At 66.9% G+C, this 18,541-nt stretch carries 17 protein-coding genes; 11 read left to right on the top strand and 6 right to left on the bottom strand.

The features are described 5' to 3' along the window. Nucleotides 1–98: 98 nt before the first annotated feature. The 6 genes from BLP96_RS14535 to BLP96_RS14510 all read left to right on the top strand — a co-directional run bounded on the left by BLP96_RS14535 (nucleotide 99) and on the right by BLP96_RS14510 (nucleotide 6,897). Complete coding sequence (locus BLP96_RS14535; protein WP_089687403.1) at nucleotides 99–1,313, top strand: aspartate aminotransferase family protein; 1,215 nt, start codon at nucleotides 99–101, stop codon at nucleotides 1,311–1,313. Between the two features lie 50 nt (nucleotides 1,314–1,363). Next, nucleotides 1,364–2,437, top strand: a complete 1,074-nt coding sequence (locus BLP96_RS14530; protein WP_089687400.1) for an arginine N-succinyltransferase — start codon at nucleotides 1,364–1,366, stop codon at nucleotides 2,435–2,437. Beyond that, entirely contained in the window at nucleotides 2,437–3,480 is a 1,044-nt protein-coding gene (gene astA / locus BLP96_RS14525) for an arginine N-succinyltransferase (protein ID WP_089687398.1), read from the top strand. Before BLP96_RS14530 ends, astA begins: the two co-directional genes overlap by 1 nt. Then, a complete protein-coding gene (gene astD, locus BLP96_RS14520; RefSeq protein ID WP_089687396.1) occupies nucleotides 3,477–4,946 on the top strand; it encodes a succinylglutamate-semialdehyde dehydrogenase in 1,470 nt (489 codons plus the stop codon). Before astA ends, astD begins: the two co-directional genes overlap by 4 nt. After that, on the top strand, nucleotides 4,943–6,310 hold the full coding sequence (gene astB, locus BLP96_RS14515) for an N-succinylarginine dihydrolase (RefSeq protein WP_245682272.1): 1,368 nt from the start codon (nucleotides 4,943–4,945) through the stop codon (nucleotides 6,308–6,310). The genes astD and astB overlap by 4 nt, the downstream gene beginning before the upstream one ends. A gap of 101 nt (nucleotides 6,311–6,411) precedes the next feature. Next, a complete protein-coding gene (locus tag BLP96_RS14510; protein WP_089687394.1) occupies nucleotides 6,412–6,897 on the top strand; it encodes a GNAT family N-acetyltransferase in 486 nt (161 codons plus the stop codon). Nucleotides 6,898–6,985: 88 nt separating this feature from the next. Here BLP96_RS14510 and BLP96_RS14505 read toward each other — a convergent pair whose 3' ends face one another. Both BLP96_RS14505 and BLP96_RS14500 read right to left on the bottom strand, forming a co-directional pair. Continuing rightward, complete coding sequence (locus tag BLP96_RS14505) at nucleotides 6,986–8,041, bottom strand: SPFH domain-containing protein (RefSeq protein ID WP_089687392.1); 1,056 nt, start codon at nucleotides 8,039–8,041, stop codon at nucleotides 6,986–6,988. A 2-nt stretch (nucleotides 8,042–8,043) separates the two neighbouring features. Then, nucleotides 8,044–8,517 (bottom strand): NfeD family protein, encoded by a 474-nt coding sequence (locus BLP96_RS14500; RefSeq protein ID WP_089687391.1) that lies wholly within the window; start codon nucleotides 8,515–8,517, stop codon nucleotides 8,044–8,046. Nucleotides 8,518–8,734: 217 nt separating this feature from the next. Here BLP96_RS14500 and BLP96_RS14495 point away from each other — a divergent pair, with 217 nt between their 5' ends. Continuing rightward, a complete protein-coding gene (locus tag BLP96_RS14495; protein WP_089687389.1) occupies nucleotides 8,735–10,699 on the top strand; it encodes a PhoX family protein in 1,965 nt (654 codons plus the stop codon). Between the two features lie 57 nt (nucleotides 10,700–10,756). Here the strand turns inward: BLP96_RS14495 and kbl are convergent, their stop codons facing one another. Together kbl and tdh are read right to left on the bottom strand one after the other, a co-directional pair. Continuing rightward, entirely contained in the window at nucleotides 10,757–11,965 is a 1,209-nt protein-coding gene (gene kbl, locus BLP96_RS14490) for a glycine C-acetyltransferase (protein ID WP_089687387.1), read from the bottom strand. A 4-nt stretch (nucleotides 11,966–11,969) separates the two neighbouring features. Further along, nucleotides 11,970–12,995 (bottom strand): L-threonine 3-dehydrogenase, encoded by a 1,026-nt coding sequence (gene tdh / locus BLP96_RS14485; RefSeq protein WP_089687386.1) that lies wholly within the window; start codon nucleotides 12,993–12,995, stop codon nucleotides 11,970–11,972. A gap of 204 nt (nucleotides 12,996–13,199) precedes the next feature. Between tdh and BLP96_RS14480 the strand changes: the two genes are divergently transcribed. From BLP96_RS14480 to BLP96_RS14470, 3 genes are read left to right on the top strand one after another with little or no spacing between them, the layout of a single operon-like run. After that, entirely contained in the window at nucleotides 13,200–13,790 is a 591-nt protein-coding gene (locus BLP96_RS14480) for a helix-turn-helix domain-containing protein (RefSeq protein WP_245682271.1), read from the top strand. Between the two features lie 46 nt (nucleotides 13,791–13,836). After that, on the top strand, nucleotides 13,837–14,565 hold the full coding sequence (locus BLP96_RS14475; RefSeq protein ID WP_089687384.1) for a trimeric intracellular cation channel family protein: 729 nt from the start codon (nucleotides 13,837–13,839) through the stop codon (nucleotides 14,563–14,565). Further along, complete coding sequence (locus tag BLP96_RS14470; protein ID WP_245682270.1) at nucleotides 14,552–15,637, top strand: DUF3541 domain-containing protein; 1,086 nt, start codon at nucleotides 14,552–14,554, stop codon at nucleotides 15,635–15,637. The genes BLP96_RS14475 and BLP96_RS14470 overlap by 14 nt, the downstream gene beginning before the upstream one ends. Nucleotides 15,638–15,648: 11 nt before the next feature. Here BLP96_RS14470 and nhaD read toward each other — a convergent pair whose 3' ends face one another. Beyond that, nucleotides 15,649–17,130 (bottom strand): sodium:proton antiporter NhaD, encoded by a 1,482-nt coding sequence (gene nhaD / locus BLP96_RS14465; protein WP_089687382.1) that lies wholly within the window; start codon nucleotides 17,128–17,130, stop codon nucleotides 15,649–15,651. Nucleotides 17,131–17,320: 190 nt separating this feature from the next. Between nhaD and BLP96_RS14460 the strand changes: the two genes are divergently transcribed. After that, nucleotides 17,321–18,034: a DUF3581 family protein gene (locus tag BLP96_RS14460; RefSeq protein ID WP_089687380.1), complete on the top strand. Its 714-nt coding sequence runs from the start codon at nucleotides 17,321–17,323 to the stop codon at nucleotides 18,032–18,034. Between the two features lie 20 nt (nucleotides 18,035–18,054). Here BLP96_RS14460 and BLP96_RS14455 read toward each other — a convergent pair whose 3' ends face one another. Continuing rightward, nucleotides 18,055–18,441, bottom strand: coding sequence for a hypothetical protein (locus BLP96_RS14455; RefSeq protein WP_089687378.1), 387 nt, complete (start codon nucleotides 18,439–18,441; stop codon nucleotides 18,055–18,057). Nucleotides 18,442–18,541: the final 100 nt, after the last annotated feature.

Here is an 18,541-nt window from a genome sequence, read left to right as displayed (position 1 = left end):
TCTACAAGTCGTCGTCCCATTGCTGAAAGCCTGCGGGGCGGAAGCTCCCTATACTCGAGTTTCGACCCTGAATTCTGCCCGATGGAGTGGAGACCGACATGAGCCAGACCCCGACCCGCGCCGATTTCGACCGCTACATGGTGCCCAACTATGCGCCCCAGCAGGCCATACCGGTGCGCGGCGAGGGCAGCCGCCTGTGGGATCAGGAAGGACGCGAGTACGTCGACTTCGCCGGGGGCATCGCGGTCAACTCGCTGGGTCACTGCCACCCGGTGCTGGTCGAGGCGCTCACCGCTCAGGCGAACAAGCTGTGGCACCTCTCCAACGTCTACACCAACGAGCCGGCGCTGGCGCTGGCCAGGAGTCTGGTCGAGCGGACCTTCGCCGACAAGGTGTATCTGTGCAGTTCCGGCGGCGAAGCCAACGAGGCAGCCCTCAAGCTGGCGCGGCGCTGGGCCCACGACAACGTCAGCGAGCACAAGCACCGTATCGTTTCCTTTTCGCAATCGTTCCACGGCCGCACCCTGTTCACCGTCAGCGTCGGCGGTCAGCCCAAGTACGCCCAGGGTTTCGGACCGGTGCCCGGCGGCATCGTCCATGGCGAGTTCAACGACCTGGACAGCGTGCGCGACCTGATCGACGACGATACCTGTGCGGTGGTGGTGGAGCCCATGCAGGGCGAGGGTGGCATCGTGCCGGCCACGCCGGAGTTCCTCCACGGCCTGCGGGCGCTGTGCGACGCCCACGACGCCCTGCTGATCTTCGACGAGGTGCAGACCGGCGTGGGGCGCACCGGCACGCTGTTCGCCCATGAGCAGTACGGGGTGACCCCCGACATCCTCACCAGCGCCAAGGCGCTGGGCGGCGGCTTCCCGGTGGGGGCCATGCTCACCACCGACCGCGTGGCGCCGGCTTTCGGCTTTGGAACCCACGGGTCCACCTACGGCGGCAATGCGCTGGCTTCCGCGGTGGCGCTGGCTGCCGTCGAGCACATCGACACCCCCGAGGTGCTGGAGGGGGTCAAGCGTCGCCATGAGCGGTTCCGCGAGCACCTGGAGGCGATCAATGCCAAGCACGGCGTATTCCGCGAGATTCGCGGCATGGGGCTGTTGATCGGCGCGGAGATGGCACCTGCCTTCGAGGGTCGGGCCAAGGACATCCTGCCACTGGCCATCGAGGAGGGGGTGATGGCGCTGATCGCCGGGCCCAACGTGCTGCGCTTGGCGCCTTCGCTGGTGATTCCCGAGGCCGACATCGACGAGGGCATGGTGCGTCTGGAGCGCGCCGTGGCACGGCTGGTGGCCGGGCAGTGAGGGCACGCCGCGCCATGATGCACGCGCCCATGACGAGCGGAGACCCTGCCATGCTGGTGGTACGCCCCGTGCAGCCGGCCGACCTGCCGGCCCTGGAACGATTGGCGGGCAGCGCCACGCCACGGCTCACCAACCTGCCGGCACACCGCGATCGCCTGGAGGAGCGCATTGCCCGCTCGCGCCAGGCATTCGCCGGTGAGGTCGACTTTCCCGGCGACGAGCACTACACCTTCGTGCTCGAGGACCGCGAGCGTGGCGAGGTCGTGGGCACCGCCACGGTACGCGCCCAGGCCGGCGCCCGGGAAGCCTACTACACCTACCGCCAGGAGACGCTGATCCACGCGTCTCAGCAGCTCAACGTGCGCCGCGAGGTTCAGACCCTGGCGCTCTCCCACGAGGTGTCCGAAGCGAGCCTGCTGTGTGCGCTGTCGCTGGATGCCCGCTACAAGGGCACCAGTGCCGAGAGCCTGCTGCGCCGGGCGCGGTTGATGTTCATCGCCCAGTATCCCGAACGCTTTGCCGAGATACTGGCCATGGCGTTCCCCGGTTATCTGGATGCGGACGGCGAGTCGCCGTTCTGGAACAGCGTGGGACGCCACTTCTTCGTGCGCGACTACCATGAGATCAACTACCTGGCCGGCGTGCGCTCGAAGAGCTTCATCGCCGAGGTGATGCCGCAGTTTCCGCTTTACCTGGCACTGCTCACGCCCCAGGCCCGTGCTGCCATCGGCCGCGAGCATCCCGACCACGAAGCGGCGCTGGCGGAGATGCTCGCCGAGGGGTTCCTGCGTTCGCGGCACGTCGACCTCTTCGACGCCGGCCCGGTGATCAAGGGCGAGCGCGAGCGGTTGGCGACCTTCCGGTGCGCCGCCTGGCATCCGGTGCGCATCCGTCCGGCTCATGCCCTGCCCGATGCCGAGCCGGCGATGGTCGCCAACCAGCAGTTGGGCGATTTCCGCTGCGTGGTGGCGCGCTACGCCCTGTCACCCACCGGTCAGCTCATCCTGTCGCCGGAACATGCCGACGTGCTCGGCGTGGAAGAGGGGCGCGCGGTGCTCGCCGCGCCGCTGGCGCTGCCGAGCAGCGACGAGTTCGACCCGGGCTACGACGAGGGAGAGTTGTGATGCGCATCCGACCGATTGCCGAAGGTGATCTGGCCGAACTGCAGGCCCTGGCTCTGGAAACCGGCGTGGGCTTCACCTCGCTGCCCGACAACCGCGACTTCCTGGCCGACAAGATCGCTGCCACCGAAGCCGCCTTCGCCGAGCGTCGTCCGGTGGACCAGCGCAATTACTTCTTCGTGCTCGAGGACGAGGACACCGGAGCGCTGGCCGGCTGCTGCGCCATCGAGGGCCAGGTGGGTCGCGAGGTGCCCTTCTACCACTATCGCCTGGGTACGCTCGCCCACTCCTCGGTGCAGCTCGATTTGCACCGCACCATCGATACCCTCTTCCTGAGCTCCGACCACACCGGCGACGCCGAGGTGGCCTCGCTGTTCCTGCGGCCCGAATACCGCGGCCGCGAGCGATGTCACCAGCGCAACGGTGCGCTGCTTTCCCAGGTGCGCTGGCTGTTCATGGCCGAATTCCGCGACCGCTTCCCCGACAAGGTGATTGCCGAGATGCGCGGACTGTTCGACGAGCGCGGCAAGAGCCCGTTCTGGGAGTGCCTGGGGAGTCACTTCTTTCCCCTCGACTTCGACGAGGCCGACCGGCTCACTGGGCTGGGCCAGAAGAGCTTCATCGGTGAGCTGATGCCCAAGTTTCCCATCTACACGCCCTTTCTTTCCGAGGCGGCGCGAGCCTGCATCGGCCGGGTACACGAGCAGACTCGCCCGGCGCTGGCCATGCTCAAGAAAGAGGGATTGCGCTGGGAGGGCTACATCGACATCTTCGATGGCGGTCCCACCGTGGAAGCCTACGTCGACGACGTGCGGGCAGTGCGCGCCTCGCGGCGAGCGCGAGTAGCGATCACCGACGGCGAGGCGCCGGCCGAGCGACCGCACTGGCTGGCGGCCACCACCGACATGGCGCGTTTCCGCGCTGCCTGGGTGGGCCGCGGCCCCGATGCCGAGGGCGTCGTTACCTTGAGCGAAGCGGAGGCGCGTCGGCTGGAAGTCAACGCCGGCGACGCCCTGCGCATCCTGGATACCGAGGAGACACCATGAAGGCCATGCAGCAGCTGTTCATCGACGGCGCCTGGCAGTCGGGCGACGGAGCGACCTTCACCAAGCACGATCCGGTCTCCGGGGAGGCGCTGTGGCAGGGCGCCGCCGCTGGCGCGGCCGAGGTCGGGGCGGCGGTGGCGGCAGCCCGACATGCCTTTCCGGCCTGGGCGCGCCGCTCCTTCGCCGAGCGCCAGGCGCTGGTGGAGCGCTTCCGTGAGGTGCTGGAAGCCCATCGTGACGACCTGGCTCGTGCCATCGCCCATGAGACCGGCAAGCCGCTGTGGGAGGCGCTTACCGAGGTGGGCGCCATGATCGGCAAGGTGGCGATCTCCATCCGTGCCTACCAGGAGCGCACCGGCGAGCGGGAGCGCGACGCCGGCGAGGCGCGGGCCGTGCTGCGTCATCGTCCGCATGGCGTGATGGCGGTATTCGGTCCCTACAATTTCCCTGGCCATCTGCCCAACGGACATATCGTTCCGGCGCTGCTGGCCGGCAACACGGTGGTGTTCAAGCCCAGCGAGCAGACGCCGCTGACCGCCGACTTGACCTTGCAGTGCTGGCAGGAAGCGGGGTTGCCCGCCGGGGCGATCAACCTGGTTCAGGGTTCCGCTCCGGTGGGCCAGGCGCTGGCCGCCGATCCGGACATCGACGGCTTGCTGTTCACCGGCAGCGCCAAGGTGGGAGGGCTTCTCCACCGCCAGTTCGCCGGCCAGCTGGACAAGATCCTGGCCCTTGAGCTGGGCGGCAACAACCCGCTGGTAGTGAAGGACGTGCCGGACCAGGACGCCGCCGTGCTGACCATCCTGCAGTCGGCGTTTCTCTCCGGCGGGCAGCGCTGTACCTGCGCCCGGCGGTTGATCGTGCCCGAAGGCCAGGTGGGCGATCACCTGCTCGACGCCCTGGCGGATGCCATCTCGCGGCTGCGGGTGGCCGGGCAGTTCAGCGAGCCGGCGCCCTTCTACGCCGGCCTGGTGAGCTGCCCGGCAGCGGATGGCCTGCTCGCCGCTCAGGATGACCTCGAGGCCCTGGGCGGTACGGTGCTGGCGCGCCTGGAGCGTCTCGAAGAGGGTTCCAGCTTGCTCTCCCCGGGCCTGATCGACGTCACCGGCCTGGCGGTGCCCGACGAGGAGCACTTCGGTCCGCTGCTCAAGGTGCACCGCTACCGCGACTGGGACGAGGCGATTCGGTTGGCCAACGACACCCGCTATGGCCTCTCTGCCGGCCTGATCGGGGGGGGGCGTGCCGACTGGGACGACTTCCTGCTGCGCATCCGCGCCGGGATCGTCAACTGGAATCGCCAGACCACCGGTGCTTCCGGCGACGCCCCCTTCGGAGGGGTGGGCGAGAGCGGAAACCACCGCCCCAGTGCCTATTACGCGGCGGACTACTGCGCCTATCCGGTGGCCTCCATGGAGAGCGAGAGTTTGACGCTGCCCGACCAATTGCCACCGGGAGTCAGCCTGTGAACGAGACCGTGAAGAGCGACTATCGCGAGGTCAACTTCGATGGCCTGGTCGGCCCTACTCACAACTATGCTGGCCTGGCGCTGGGCAACGTCGCTTCGATGAGCCACGGCGGTTTCGTCGCCAATCCACGGGAGGCGGCACTTCAGGGGCTGGCCAAGATGAAAGCGCTGATGGAGGCGGGCTACCTCCAGGGCGTACTGCCGCCCCAGCAGCGTCCGGACCTGGGGACCTTGCGAGCCTTGGGCTTCGCCGGCAGTGACGAGCGGGTGCTGGCGCGCGCCGCCGGCGAGGCGCCGCAGATCCTGCGTGCGGTGTGCTCGGCCTCGAGCATGTGGACGGCCAACGCCGCCACGCTGACGCCGAGCCGCGACGCCCCGGACGGCCGCGTGCACTTCACGCCGGCCAACCTGCAGTCGAGCTTTCACCGCTTCCTGGAGCCGGGCACGACGGGGCGCGTGCTGGCGGCGATCTTCAGCGATCCAGCGCACTTCGCCCACCATCCGGCACTGCCCGCCACGCCGGCTTTCTCCGACGAGGGCGCGGCCAATCACACGCGTCTTGCCGGGGAGCACGGCGAGGCCGGGGTGCATCTCTACGTCTATGGTCGCCAGGCTTTCGGTTGGGGGACCGAGGAGCGCCCGGCGCCGCAGCGTTTCCCGGCTCGCCAGACGCTCGAAGCCAGTCAGGCGGTGGCGCGCCAGCACGGGCTGAGCGAATCGCAGACGGTATTCGCCCAGCAGCATCCGGATGCCATCGACGCCGGGGTCTTCCACAACGACGTCATCAGCGTGGGCAACGGCCCGGTACTGCTCTACCACGAGATGGCCTTCCTCGACGAGCAGGCCGTGCTCGACGAGCTGCGCGACAAGCTGGTCACGCCGCTGATCCCGCTGCGCGTGCCCGCCGAGGCGGTGAGCCTCGAGGACGCCGTGGGCTCCTATCTCTTCAATTCCCAGCTGCTCTCCAATCCCGATGGCAGCATGACGCTGGTGGTGCCCGGCGAGTGCCAGGAGAACGAGCGCGTCTGGCGCACCCTTCAGGATCACCTGCTGGCGGGGGCCAACCCCATCGGCGAAGTAGTGGTCAAGGACGTCAAGCAGAGCATGCGCAACGGCGGTGGGCCGGCCTGTCTGCGTTTGCGCGTGGTGCTTTCCGCCGAGGAGCGCGCTGCGCTTTCCGGCCGCGTGCTGCTCGACGAAGCCCTGCATGCCGAGCTCGTCGCCTGGGTGCAACGCCACTACCGCGACCGCCTGGCACCTGCGGACCTCGCCGACCCGCAGCTCGCCGGCGAGAGCCTCGCCGCGCTGGACGAACTGACCCGAATCCTGAAGATCGGCTCGGTGTATCCGTATCAGCTGAGTTGACCCCGGCATGACCATGCGGCCCCGGTCCGTCTGCTGGCGGGCTGGGGCCTTTGTGGTTACCGTAAGGCTCTCATGCAATGGAAGGCCTGAGGAGCGCCGAGATGACGGAAGCCACGAAGATCGAACGGCTGAGCACCGGTTCGCCGCATGTCGCCACGCTGGCGGGCTGGACTCATGCCGCCTGGGGGCATCTCAATCCCGGCATGACCCTCGACGACGCCATCGAGCGTTTGCGTGGCGAGTGCGGTGCGGGCGGCGTGCCTTCGGTGTTCGTCGCCATGCACGATGGCGTACCGGTGGGCACGGCGAGCCTGGTGGCCGACGATATGCGCGATCGCCCCGATCTGTCACCTTGGTTGGCCTCGGTATTCGTGCTTCCCGAGTGGCGCGGCCAGGGCATCGCATCGTCGCTGGTGCGGCGGGTCGAGGCCGAAGCGCGCGACAGCGGCATCGCGCTTTTCCATCTCTACACGCCGGATCAGCAGGCGCTCTATCGTCGGCTGGGCTGGCAGGCGGTGGAGGAGCGCGACTATCGCGGCGAGGCAGTGACGATCATGCGTCGCCGATTCGATGCAGACACTGCCTGACAAGGCGCGATGATGCACCGGCGCGCCCAGTGCCATTTCACTACCGTGGCCTGCTGCCCGGCCGCGTTGTCGAGTCTTGTCGCGGCGCTCAGCTGCCGCTGGCGGCTCCGCCCACCACGCCGCTGCGCAGCCCGCTTTGCCGGTCGCTGCCGCGCAGGTGGTTGGCCACGGCGTCCTCCGGCGAGCCGGCCAGCTCGCGGAACATGCCCATCGAGCCGAGCAGTGCCGAGGATTCGTAGGGTACGAATACCCGCTCGCCATCCTGGGCCATCGTCGGCAACGCCTTGATGTAGCTCTGACCGAGCAGGTAGCCCACCACGGTACGCTTGTTCTCTTCATTCTCGCCGATGGCACCCAGCACCAGCTTGATCGATTCCTGCTCGCCCTGGGCACGCAGGATGGCGGACTCCTTGTCACCCTCGGCGTTGAGGATCGCCGATTCGCGCTGGCCCTGGGCCTTGGCGATGGCCGCGGACTTCTCGCCCTCGGCCTCGGTCACCGTCGCGCGGCGCTTGCGCTCGGCGGCCATCTGCAAGCGCATGGCGGTTTCCACTTCCTCGGGCATGGCGATGTCCTGCACCTCGACCCGCGAGATCTTCACGCCCCATTTGGAGGCCGGCTCCTCCATGGCCGCCTGAATCTCGTTGTTGACCTCGGCCCGCGACTCGAACAGCTTGTCGAGCTCCATCTTGCCGACCACCGAGCGCAGGGTGGTCTTGGCCAGCACCTCCACCGCCTGGCTCATGTTCTCCACTTCGTAGACGGCGCGCTTGGGATCGATGATCTGGTAGTAGAGCGCACCGTTGATGGTCACCGTGACGTTGTCGGTGGTCACCACCGGCTGGCCGGGGAAGTCCATCACCGTCTCGCGGCGGTCGATGCGAACGTCCTCGCTGGTGAGCGGCTGGTACTCTTCGCCCAGCTTCTTGTAGCGGATCATGGTGATGGCGCGTGGCTGCTCGATGAAGGGGACGATGATGTTGATGCCGCTCTCCAGAACGCGATGGAAGGAGCCCAGACGCTCGATCACCATCACCTCCGACTGGCGCACGATCACCAGGCCCTTGGCGACGATCAGGATGCCGATGACGAGGACGATCAGGGCGAGAATCAGCCCTGGGCTGATGGGAAGATTCGCATTCATGGTCACTGTTCCTTGTCTTGGGGAGCTGCGGGTGGGGCGAGATGCACGACGGCGGTGGTGCCGTCGAAACGTTCGAAGATGACGGGCGTGCCCGCCGGCAGTTCGGTGTCGCTGCTGTGGGCCACGCGCAGACGATAGAAGTCGCCGTTGATCTTGATGCCCGTGGCGCCGTCGAACTCGCGCTCGAGGGTGGTGTAGCGCCGCCCCTTCTCAATTCCGCTGCCGGTGGTGCCATAGGCCACGCCGCGGGGCGAGAACCAGGGGCGGATCTTCCACACGGCGAGCGGCACCAGCACGCCGGAGAAGGCTCCCATGGCCAGCAGCTGCCCGGCCAGCGATGGCTCCAGGGTCGCCACGGCCGCGGTTAGCGTGGCGGCGATGGCCAGCGCCAGCAGCAGCAGGGCACCGGAGGTGAGCTCGGCCAGCCCCAGCAAAAGGGCGAGGGCGAGCCAGATCAGCGCGGGACTCCATTCCATGGGGGGCTCCTTCGTTATTGGGCGCGGCACTCGGTTTCTGCCTGCGAGGCTTCGGAGTCTGGCGCACACAGCATACCCTAAGTGATGCCAGTCTCGTCCTTGCGATGCATGACCCCACACTGCCATGGCACCGTCATCAGAGCGACACCTTGCGGCGTTATCAAGGAATCCCGTGACTGAGTCGCGGCGATATCGCGACCCGTAAGGAGAAGAAGCCATGGTTTTCAATCGTCGAGCCCATTTCGAGGAAGCCGAGAACGAACCGAGCAACCCCCACGTGCACCGCCCCATCGGCGAGATCATCGAGCGACGTTTCTCGCGTCGCGGGTTTCTCAAGGGCGCCGGCAGTGCCGGCCTGGGCGTGGCGGCCATCGGGGCACTGCATCCGCTGAGCGCGGCCATCGCCGCCGAAGCGCACGATCGCTTCGCCTTCGAGGAGATCGTGCACGGCGTCGATACGACCCACCACGTGGCGGCCGGCCACGAGGCCGAGGTGTTGATTCGCTGGGGCGACCCGCTGTTCGACGATGCGCCGGAGTTCGATCCGCGCCGCCAGAGCGCCGATGCCCAGGAACGCCAGTTCGGCTACAACAATGACTACGTGGGCTTCGTGCCGCTGGAGGGTCGCTTCGACCGCGGCCTGCTGGTGGTCAACCACGAGTACACCAACGAGGAACTGATGTTTCCGGGCCTGCCGGGGCCACAGGATGAGCACGACTTCTCCGGCATCACCGCCGAGATGGTGGAGATCGAGAAGGCTGCGCACGGACTCTCGGTGGTCGAGGTCCTGGGCGAGGGTGGTCGCTGGCGCTACCAGCGCAACAGTCGCTACAACCGACGCCTGTCCCCGCGCAGCACCGAGATGCGTATCGGCGGCCCCGCCGCCGGCCACGAGCGGATGCGCACCGCGGCCGACTCCGAGGGCACGACGGTGATCGGCACTCTCAACAACTGCGCCGGCGGTACCACGCCCTGGGGTACCATTCTCACCTGCGAAGAGAACTTCCACGGCTATTTCCTGGGCGATGTCGCCGACCATCCGGAGAAGGCCAAGCTCGAGCGCTACGGCGTGCCGGGCAACGCTTACGCTTGGGGCCGGTTCGACGCCCGCTTCGATGTTTCCCAGGAGCCCAACGAGCCCAACCGCTTCGGCTGGGTGGTGGAGATCGACCCGCGCGATCCCGAGAGCGTGCCGGTCAAGCGCACCGCACTCGGGCGCTTCAAGCACGAGGGCGCCGCTTCGGTGATTGCCGAGGATGGCCGCCTGGTGGTCTACATGGGCGACGACCAGCGCTTCGACTACGTCTACAAGTTCGTCAGTCGCGACGTCGTCGAGCGTGCCGACCCGGCGGCCAACCGCGACCTGCTCGACCACGGTACCCTCTACGTGGCCCGCTTCGACGAAGATGGCAGCGTGACCTGGCTGCCGCTGGTGCATGGCGAAGGACCGTTGACCGAAGAGAATGGTTTCGCCAGCCAGGCCGACGTGCTGATCGATACTCGGTTGGCCGCCGACGCCCTGGGCGCCACGCCCATGGACCGTCCCGAGGACGTCGAGGCCAATCCCGCCACCGGCGACGTCTATGTGATGCTCACCAACAATACGCAGCGGACCGAAGAGCAGGTGGATGCGGTCAACCCGCGAGCCGACAACACCTTCGGGCACATCCTCGAGATCGTCACCGAGGGGCGTCACACGGCCGAACGCAACCACTGGGAAGTGCTGGTGCGCTGCGGCGATCCCGCCAGGGGCGAAGTCGGCGCGCTGTGGAATCCCGCTACCAGCGATAACGGCTGGTTCGCGGCTCCCGACAATTGCGCCGTGGATGCACGGGGCCGACTCTGGGTGACCACCGACCAGGGCAGCAACTGGGCGAAGTCGGGTACTGCCGATGGGGTCTGGGCGCTGGAGACCGAGGGCGAGCGGCGCGGCACCGGCAAGATGTTCTTCCGTGTGCCGGTCGGCGCCGAGATGTGCGGGCCCTGTTTCACCCCGGACGACACTGCTCTGTTCGTGGCGGTGCAGCATCCGGCGGCCGACGGAACCGAGGCCTTCCCGGGACGCGACGCTCCCTCGACCTTCGAGAATCCGGCGACTCGCTGGCCCGACTTCGCGGATGGCATGCCGCCGCGCCCCTCCGTGGTGGCGATTACCCGTCGCGGTGGCGGCACCATCGGCTGAGAGCACTATTCCAAGCCCCCAGCGATGAAAGGCGCCGGAGACGAGGCGAAGCGAGGGTCACACCCCGAGCTTCGCCTTGACCCGCGCGAAGGCGGCCAGCGCCGCCTCCAGGTCGTCGCGGGTGAAGGCGGCGGACATCTGGGTGCGGATGCGTGCCTGGCCCTTGGGCACCACCGGGTAGGAGAAGGCGATCACGTAGATGCCTTCTTCGAGCATGGCGTCGGCGAAGCGGCTGGCCAGGGACGCATCGTGCAGCATCACCGGCACGATGGGGTGCTCGCCGGGCAGCAGCTCGAAGCCCAGGCGCTCGAGTCCCGCGCGGAAGAAGGCGGTGTTCTCCTCGAGCCGGTCGCGCAGCTCGCGGGACTCGGCGGCCAGTTCCAGGGCCTTCAGGGCGCCGGCCACCACCGGCGGGGCCACGGTGTTGGAGAACAGGTACGGCCGCGAGCGCTGACGCAGCAGAGCGACGATCTCGCGTCGGCCGCTGGTGTAGCCGCCGCTGGCGCCGCCCAGTGCCTTGCCCAGGGTGCCGGTGGTGATGTCGATGCGATCCATGCAGTCGCGGTACTCGTGGGTGCCGCGACCGCCCTCGCCGAGAAAGCCGGTGGCATGGCAGTCGTCGAAGTGCACCAGCGCCCCGTAGCGCTCCGCCAGGTCGCAGATGGCATCCAGCGGGGCGATGGTGCCGTCCATGGAGAAGACGCCGTCGGTGGAGATCAGCTTGAAGCGCGCGCCATCGCGCTCGGCGGCCTGCAACTGCGCTTCGAGGTCGGCCAGGTCGCAGTTGCGATAGCGGTAGCGCTTGGCCTTGCTGAGACGAATCCCGTCGATGATGCTGGCATGGTTGAGCGCATCGGAGATCACCGCGTCCTCCGGCCCGAGCAGCGTCTCGAAGAGCCCGCCGTTGGCGTCGAAGCAGGAAGGGTAGAGGATGGTGTCCTCGGCGCCGAGGAAGTCGCTGAGCGCTTGCTCGAGATCCTTGTGCTGGGTCTGGGTACCGCAGATGAAGCGCACCGAAGCCAGGCCGTAACCCCACTCGTCGAGCCCGACCCTGGCGGCGGCGTTGACCTCGGGGTGCTGGGCCAGGCCCAGGTAATTGTTGGCGCACAGATTGAGCACCTCGCGGCCTTCTTCCATCCCGGCCGAGGGGGGCAGGCCGACATGGGTGCCCTGTGGCGTGGCCAGCAGGCGTTCGTGCTTGGTCAGCCCGGCGGATTCGATGGTGTCGAGCTCGCGCTGCAGGTGCTGTCGAAAGGCTCCGTACATGGCGTTACTCCCAGTCGAGGACGATCTTGCTGGCATCACCAGCCAGCATGGCTTCGAAGCCCTGCTGAAAATCGGTGTAGGGCAACCGGTGGGTGATCACCGGCGAGATGTCGAGTCCCGAGTCGATCATCACCGACATCTTGTACCAGGTCTCGTACATCTCTCGACCGTAGATGCCCTTGATCGTCAGCATGTTGAAGATCACGGTGTTCCAGTCGATGGCCATCTCCTCGGTGGGAATGCCGAGCATCGCCACCTTGCCGCCGTGGCACAGGTTGGCCAGCATCTCCCGGAACGCGGCGGGGCTGCCGGACATTTCCAGGCCCACGTCGAAGCCTTCGGCCAGCCCCAGGTCGCGCTGCACGTCGGCCAGCGTTTCATGGCGCACGTCCACCGTGCGGGTGGCGCCGAGGCGTTCGGCCAGTGCCAGGCGTGACGGGTTCAGGTCGGTGATCACCACGTGGCGCGCCCCGGCATGTCGGCACACCGCTGCGGCCATGGCGCCGATCGGCCCGGCGCCGGTGATCAGCACGTCCTCGCCGAGCAGATCGAATTGCAGGGCAGTGTGCACGGCGTTGCCCAGCGGGTCGAACAGGGCGGCCACGTCGAGGTCGATCCCCGGCTTGTGCTCCCAGACGTTGGACATGGGAAGCGCCACGTATTCGGCGAAGGCGCCCGGGCGATTGACGCCCACGCCGCTGGTGTGGGCGCACAGGTGGCGGCGTCCCGCCAGGCAGTTGCGGCAGCGCCCGCACACCACGTGGCCCTCGCCGGAGACGATCTGGCCGGGGTGGAAATCATTGACGTTGGAGCCGACCTCGACGATCTCGCCGACGAACTCGTGACCCACCACCATGGGTGTGGGAATGGTCTTCTGCGCCCAACTGTCCCACTTGTAGATGTGCAGATCGGTGCCGCAGATGGCGGTGCGCTTGACGCGGATCAGCACGTCGTTGATGCCGATCTCCGGTTTCGGAACCTCCGCCAGCCACAGTCCCGGCGCGGCTTCCTTCTTGACCAGTGCTTGCATGACTCTACCTTGTTATGGGGGTCGGAGTGACGTCGGGAACGCAGGATCCTGGCATTGCGCTCCAGAACGTTTACGATAAAGGAACGACTTCCAGTATTGCAGAATAATTCCATCATTCAAGAAATAATTCCCTCATCATGGATTTGGGCGATGGCCCCACGTGTGGGTTGCAGCGTGTTCCTATCGGTATAGAGGAGTGACGGGGTGAACGACACAACGGTGGCAGCTTCCACCACGGGAGACATCGGCAGCCAGGGGCTGGCGAGCCGAGTCGTGGAGCTGCGCAAGAAGCGTGGCCTCACGCTGGAGCAACTGGCCGCCGCCTCGGGGGTCAGCCGTTCCATGCTGAGCCAGATCGAGCGCGGGCGGGCCAACCCGACCCTGGCAGTGACGCTGCGCATCGCCCAGGCTTTCGGGCTCAACATCGGCGAGCTGGTCGATCAGCCGTGGACGGCATCGCGCATCGAGGTGGTGCGCAGCGACGATGCCAGTCAGCTGTTTCGTGACGACCGCGACTGCCGCATCCGCACGCTCTCGCCGCTGCACCTGGAGAAGAGCGTGGAGTTCTACGAGGTGCGCCTCGCCCCGAACGCCCGGCTGCACAGCGCTGCGCACTTCGAGGGGACCCGCGAGCTGCTCACCGTTACCCAAGGGCGGGCGGTCGTGGTGGCCGGCGACAATCGTTGCGAGCTGGGCCTTGGCGACTCCGCTCACTATCATGCCGATCTCGAACACACCATCGAGAATGTCGGCGATACGGAGCTGGTGGGATTTCTGGTGGTGACCTACCAATGAGAGCGGAGCGGAGAATCTTGCCGGTTTCGATTCGGGCGGGTGAAACGTGACGAGCCTGGTCCATTGGCTGGACATGGCAGGGGTGATCGTCTTCTCCCTGTCGGGCGTGATACTCGCCTGCCGTTCGCGCATGGACCCCTTCGGCATGCTGGTGCTGGCGGCGGTGACCGGCATCGGCGGCGGTACCCTGCGCGACCTGGTACTGGGCGTGCGGCCGGTGTTCTGGGTCAGCGACCCCACTTACCTGTGGGTGATCCTGGCCACCGTGGGGCTGTCGATCCTGGGTTTCCACTACATTCATCGCCTCTCGCGAGTCTTCCTGCCGGTGGCGGATGCCTTCGGCCTGGCCCTGTTCACGGTGATCGGGGCCCACAAGGCGCTGCTGCTGGAGGCGCCCGGCATCGTGGCGGTGCTGATGGGCCTGCTCACTGGAGTGGCCGGCGGCATGGTGCGCGACGTCCTGGCGCGTCGCGTGCCCATGGTGCTGCGCCAGGAAGTCTACGCCACCGCATCGATCGCTGGCGGCATCGTCTACGTGGCGCTGGAGGCGCTGGACGCACCGGCTCTGGCATCGATCATGATCGGCGTGGCGACGACGCTGAGCCTGCGCCTGGCGGCGATCCAGTGGCGGCTCGCGTTGCCCGTTTTCGCCTGGGTGACGATCCGTCCGGCAGCACGGGACGGTGGCGAGCAGGCCAAGGTACCGCCCAAGGCACGAGTCAGGCTGATCCGTCCCGAGCGTCGTCGCAGGAGACAGGGCAATGATCCGACGTGAGATGGTCCGCAGCCGGCTGGGTCGCTGGCCGGCGGTCGGGTGGTCGCTGCTCGTCTTTCTCGTGCTGCTCGCGGGCTGCGCCAGCGTCGAAACGCACCTGGACGCGAGCCAACGCGAACGCCAGCGCGAGACGGGGCTTGCCATCCAGGCCGTCTATGATGCGGCGTTGCCCGAACTGCCGCCCGCCAAGCAGCGCCACTACGCCCAGCGTCTCTATCGCCTGACCGGCGAGGCGCGCTATGTGCCGTTCAGTCGCGCCTATGGGCGCCGGCTGGTGGCCAAGCTCGAGGCCGACATCGTCGGTCTCGAAGCGCCGGACTATGCCGCCATGCGCAGTCGCGAGATCGTCGTGAGCTACCCGCAGCGCACCGCGAAACAGCGCGCTCGCCGGGCGATGCTCGCCGAGTGGGGAGAGCTACCCTTCGCGCGGCGTCTGCTCGCCCGGCTGATCCAGGCCGAGTACCATGGCCTGTTGACGGAGGTCGACGGGCACGAGCGGGCTCTCGACTACCTTGCCGAGGTCGACTGGAAGCGTTTTCTGACCGACCCGCAAGTCCTGCGCACCTATGCGGCCCAGGTGGGCAACTACGTGCACTTCCTGCATCAGCTCGGGGTGACCGACCTCCGCGAGCCGGTGGTCTCCGCCTTTCGTGCCCAGTATCCGCCGGGCAGTGCCGACGGGCTGGACGACCTGGAATACCGCAACTATCTCTACGGCATGACCCATTTCGTGATCGCGGCGAGCCGCTATTACCAGCAACGCGTGGATCCCGACGAGTTCGCCTGGATACTGGACCGCTTCGAGCGCGAGCTCGAGACGATCCGGAAGCGCGCCACCGAGGACATCCAGGCCGAGGTGGCGCTCAGTTTCCTGCTCGCCGGCCGCGAGGCGCATCCGGCGGTAGCTCGCCTGCGCGAAGCGCTGGTCGCGGCCGTCGACCCGACAAGCGGCATCATTCCGTCACCCGCGGGCAGCAGCGAACTGGCCGGCGGTGAGCACCGCAACGTCCTGGCCATCATGGTGTTGCGCTGGCCGGGACGGCTTCATCAAGGGCCGCGGCTCGACCCTTGACGAGGCGCGTGTCAGTGCATGATCGCGAAGCTCTCGGCATTGAGCCACAGGTGGACGGCGATGCTGGCGATATAGCCGAGCATGATCACCGGTGCCCAGCGCAGATGGCCCATGAAGGTATAGGCGCCGCGTGACTGACCCATCACCGCCACCCCGGCGGCCGAGCCCACCGACAGCAGACTGCCGCCGACGCCTGCGGTGAGGGTCACCAGCAGCCAGTGGCCGTGAGACATCTCGGGCTCCATGGTCAGCACCGCGAACATCACCGGGATGTTGTCGATCACGGCGGAGATCAGCCCCAGGACGACGTTGGCCCAGGTGGCATCCCACTGGGTGTAGAGCAGTTCGGACATCGTGGCCAGGTAGCCCATGAAGCCCAGGCCACCCACGCACATCACCACGCCGTAGAAGAACAGCAGGGTGTCCCACTCGGCGCGGGCCACGCGGTTGAACACGTCGAAGGGCACCACGCTGCCCAGCTGCTCGAGCTTGCGATAATCGCCGCGACGGGTGTAGCGCTTGCGTTTGCGCTCCAGCGAGCGCGGGAGGGTACGACGCAGGTAGTAGCCGAAGAATTGCAGGTAGCCCAGCCCGGTCATCATGCCCAGTACCGGCGGCAGGTGCAGCAGGGTATGCCCGGCCACCGCGGTGGCCACGGTGAGCAGGAACAGGGCGATGATGCGGCGGGCTCCGCGCTTGAGCCAAACGTCTTCGTAGACGCCTTCCGGCTTGCGGTTGTTGATGAACAGGCTCATCACCACCGCAGGAATCAGGAAGTTGACCAGCGAGGGAATGAACAGCGACAGGAATTCATAGAACTCGACCATGCCGGCCTGCCATACCATGAGCGTGGTGATGTCGCCGAAGGGACTGAAGGCACCGCCGGCGTTGGCTGCCACCACGATGTTGATGCAGCATAGATTGATGAAACGCTTGTCGCCTTCGGCCACCTTGGTGACCACCGCGCACATCAGCAGGGCGGTGGTGAGGTTGTCGGCCACCGGCGAGATGACGAAGGCGAGCCCGCCGGTCAGCCAGAACAGCTGCTTGTAGCTGAAGCCCTTGCGGATCATCCAGGAGCGCAGGGCGTCGAACACGCGGCGCTCCTCCATGGCGTTGATGTAGGTCATCGCCACCAGCAAGAAGAGCATCAGCTCGGAGAACTCGAGCAGGGTCTCGCGGAAGGCGTGCTCGGACTCCGTCGAGAGGCCGGCATTGACGTAGACCCAGCCGATCATCGCCCAGATGATGCCGGCCGCGACCAACACCGGTTTGGACTTGCGCATATGGATCTTCTCCTCGGCCATGACCAGGGCATAGGCGAGGACGAAGAGTGCCAAGGCGGCCATGCCGACGGCCGAAGGCGTGAGGTCCAGCGGACCGGCGGCGGCATGCAGGGGTGTGGAGAGCCCTAGGAAGAGAAGCGGGGCACAGAACCAAAAAGACCACCGGGTAGGATGCCGATGGTCCGAGGAGCGTGGACAAGTCACCATGGTAGCGGTTTCCGTCAGGGTAGAGGGAGAGGTGGTAAGCGGCCTAATTATATCAGCAGCATTGCGGCGCAGCATCCCCTTTTACCGCTGGGTGCATCGCGACGCATGGTGACGACTTGTGGCATCATCGGGTCCGACACAGGCGTCAGTCAGCAGGCGTCACCCCAGTTCGGAGCAGGCAAGACCAGGCATGTTTCTCGATCCCTACCATACGCGCAGCGCGTCGCGGATTCGTATCACCGCTCGACAGGCCAGCGATTTCGCCAAGCGGGTCGCCGGCGACTTCAATCCCATTCACGATCCCGATGCACGACGCTTCTGCGTGCCGGGCGACCTGCTCTTCGCCCTGGTGCTGTCCCATTTCGGACTCTCCCGCCACATGGACTTTCGCTTTCGCAGCATGGTCGGGAACGACGTGCCGCTGCACCTCGAGGCGCCCGACGACACGCACATCGCGGTCAGCGACGATGACGGCAAGCGCTACCTGGAAGTGGCGCGTCGCGGCGAGCGTACCGAGGAAGCCGGGGTGATCGAAGCCTTCACCAAGCGCTACGTGTCCTTCTCCGGCAAGAACTTTCCCCATGTGCTCAAGCCGTTGATGGAAGCCGAAGGGGTGATGTTCAATCCTCGCCGACCGCTGGTGGTCTACGACAGCATGGGCTTTTCCCTGGATCGACTGGACCTGAAGCAGCCGAGGCTCGAGCTCGTCGACTCGGCGCTGGAGGTGCACGGCAAGCGGGGCGATGTACAGCTGCAGTTCTGCATCACCGATGCCGGCGAGGTGGTGGGCAGCGGAACCAAGAAGTTGGTGGTCAGCGGGCTGTGCGACTACGACCCTGCCGCCATGGACGAGGTCGTCACCGAATTCTATCGGCTCAAGGCGGCCTACGAGGGCAGTGCCTGAACGCTACGGCATGTTGCGACTCAATGCCGTGGGTCGTCGTCCTTGATCTCGAAATCCCCCTCGAGTATCTGTCTATCGCGCTGCGTGCCCGCTGCTGAGCGGCTTTCCCGGGAGCGCGTTTCGCGATAGTGGACGCTGCTGCCCGCCTCTTGTGCCTGGTCGGCACGCATCTGCTCCATGCGTTTCTTGAGCCGATGGCGCAGCAGCGGCATCAGGGCCCAGCCGAGTAGCAGTAACACCAGGCCAAGCACCATGGCAACGATCATCAGGGCGCCGAACAGCAGCCACGCAAGCAGCATCTTCAGGCTGCCGAGCAGGCCGTTGCCTTGGGACTGTCGGGCACGCCGCTGCCACTGCTGGGCGGCATGCCAGGCGGGATTGCGGCGGGGGTCGCGAGGGTCGGGCATCACTTTCTCCAAACGAATCGTCCCCCAGGCGGGGCGACGTGGCTGCCACTTGGAGGCCGGAGAGTCGGAATCGTTCCGGACACGGGCCGGTCCGGCCGTG

This window comes from Billgrantia gudaonensis, assembly GCF_900100195.1.
Lineage (GTDB): Bacteria > Pseudomonadota > Gammaproteobacteria > Pseudomonadales > Halomonadaceae > Halomonas > Halomonas gudaonensis.
Note: the sequence above shows the minus strand (reverse complement) of the source record. Positions and strands in the feature narration are given on the sequence as shown.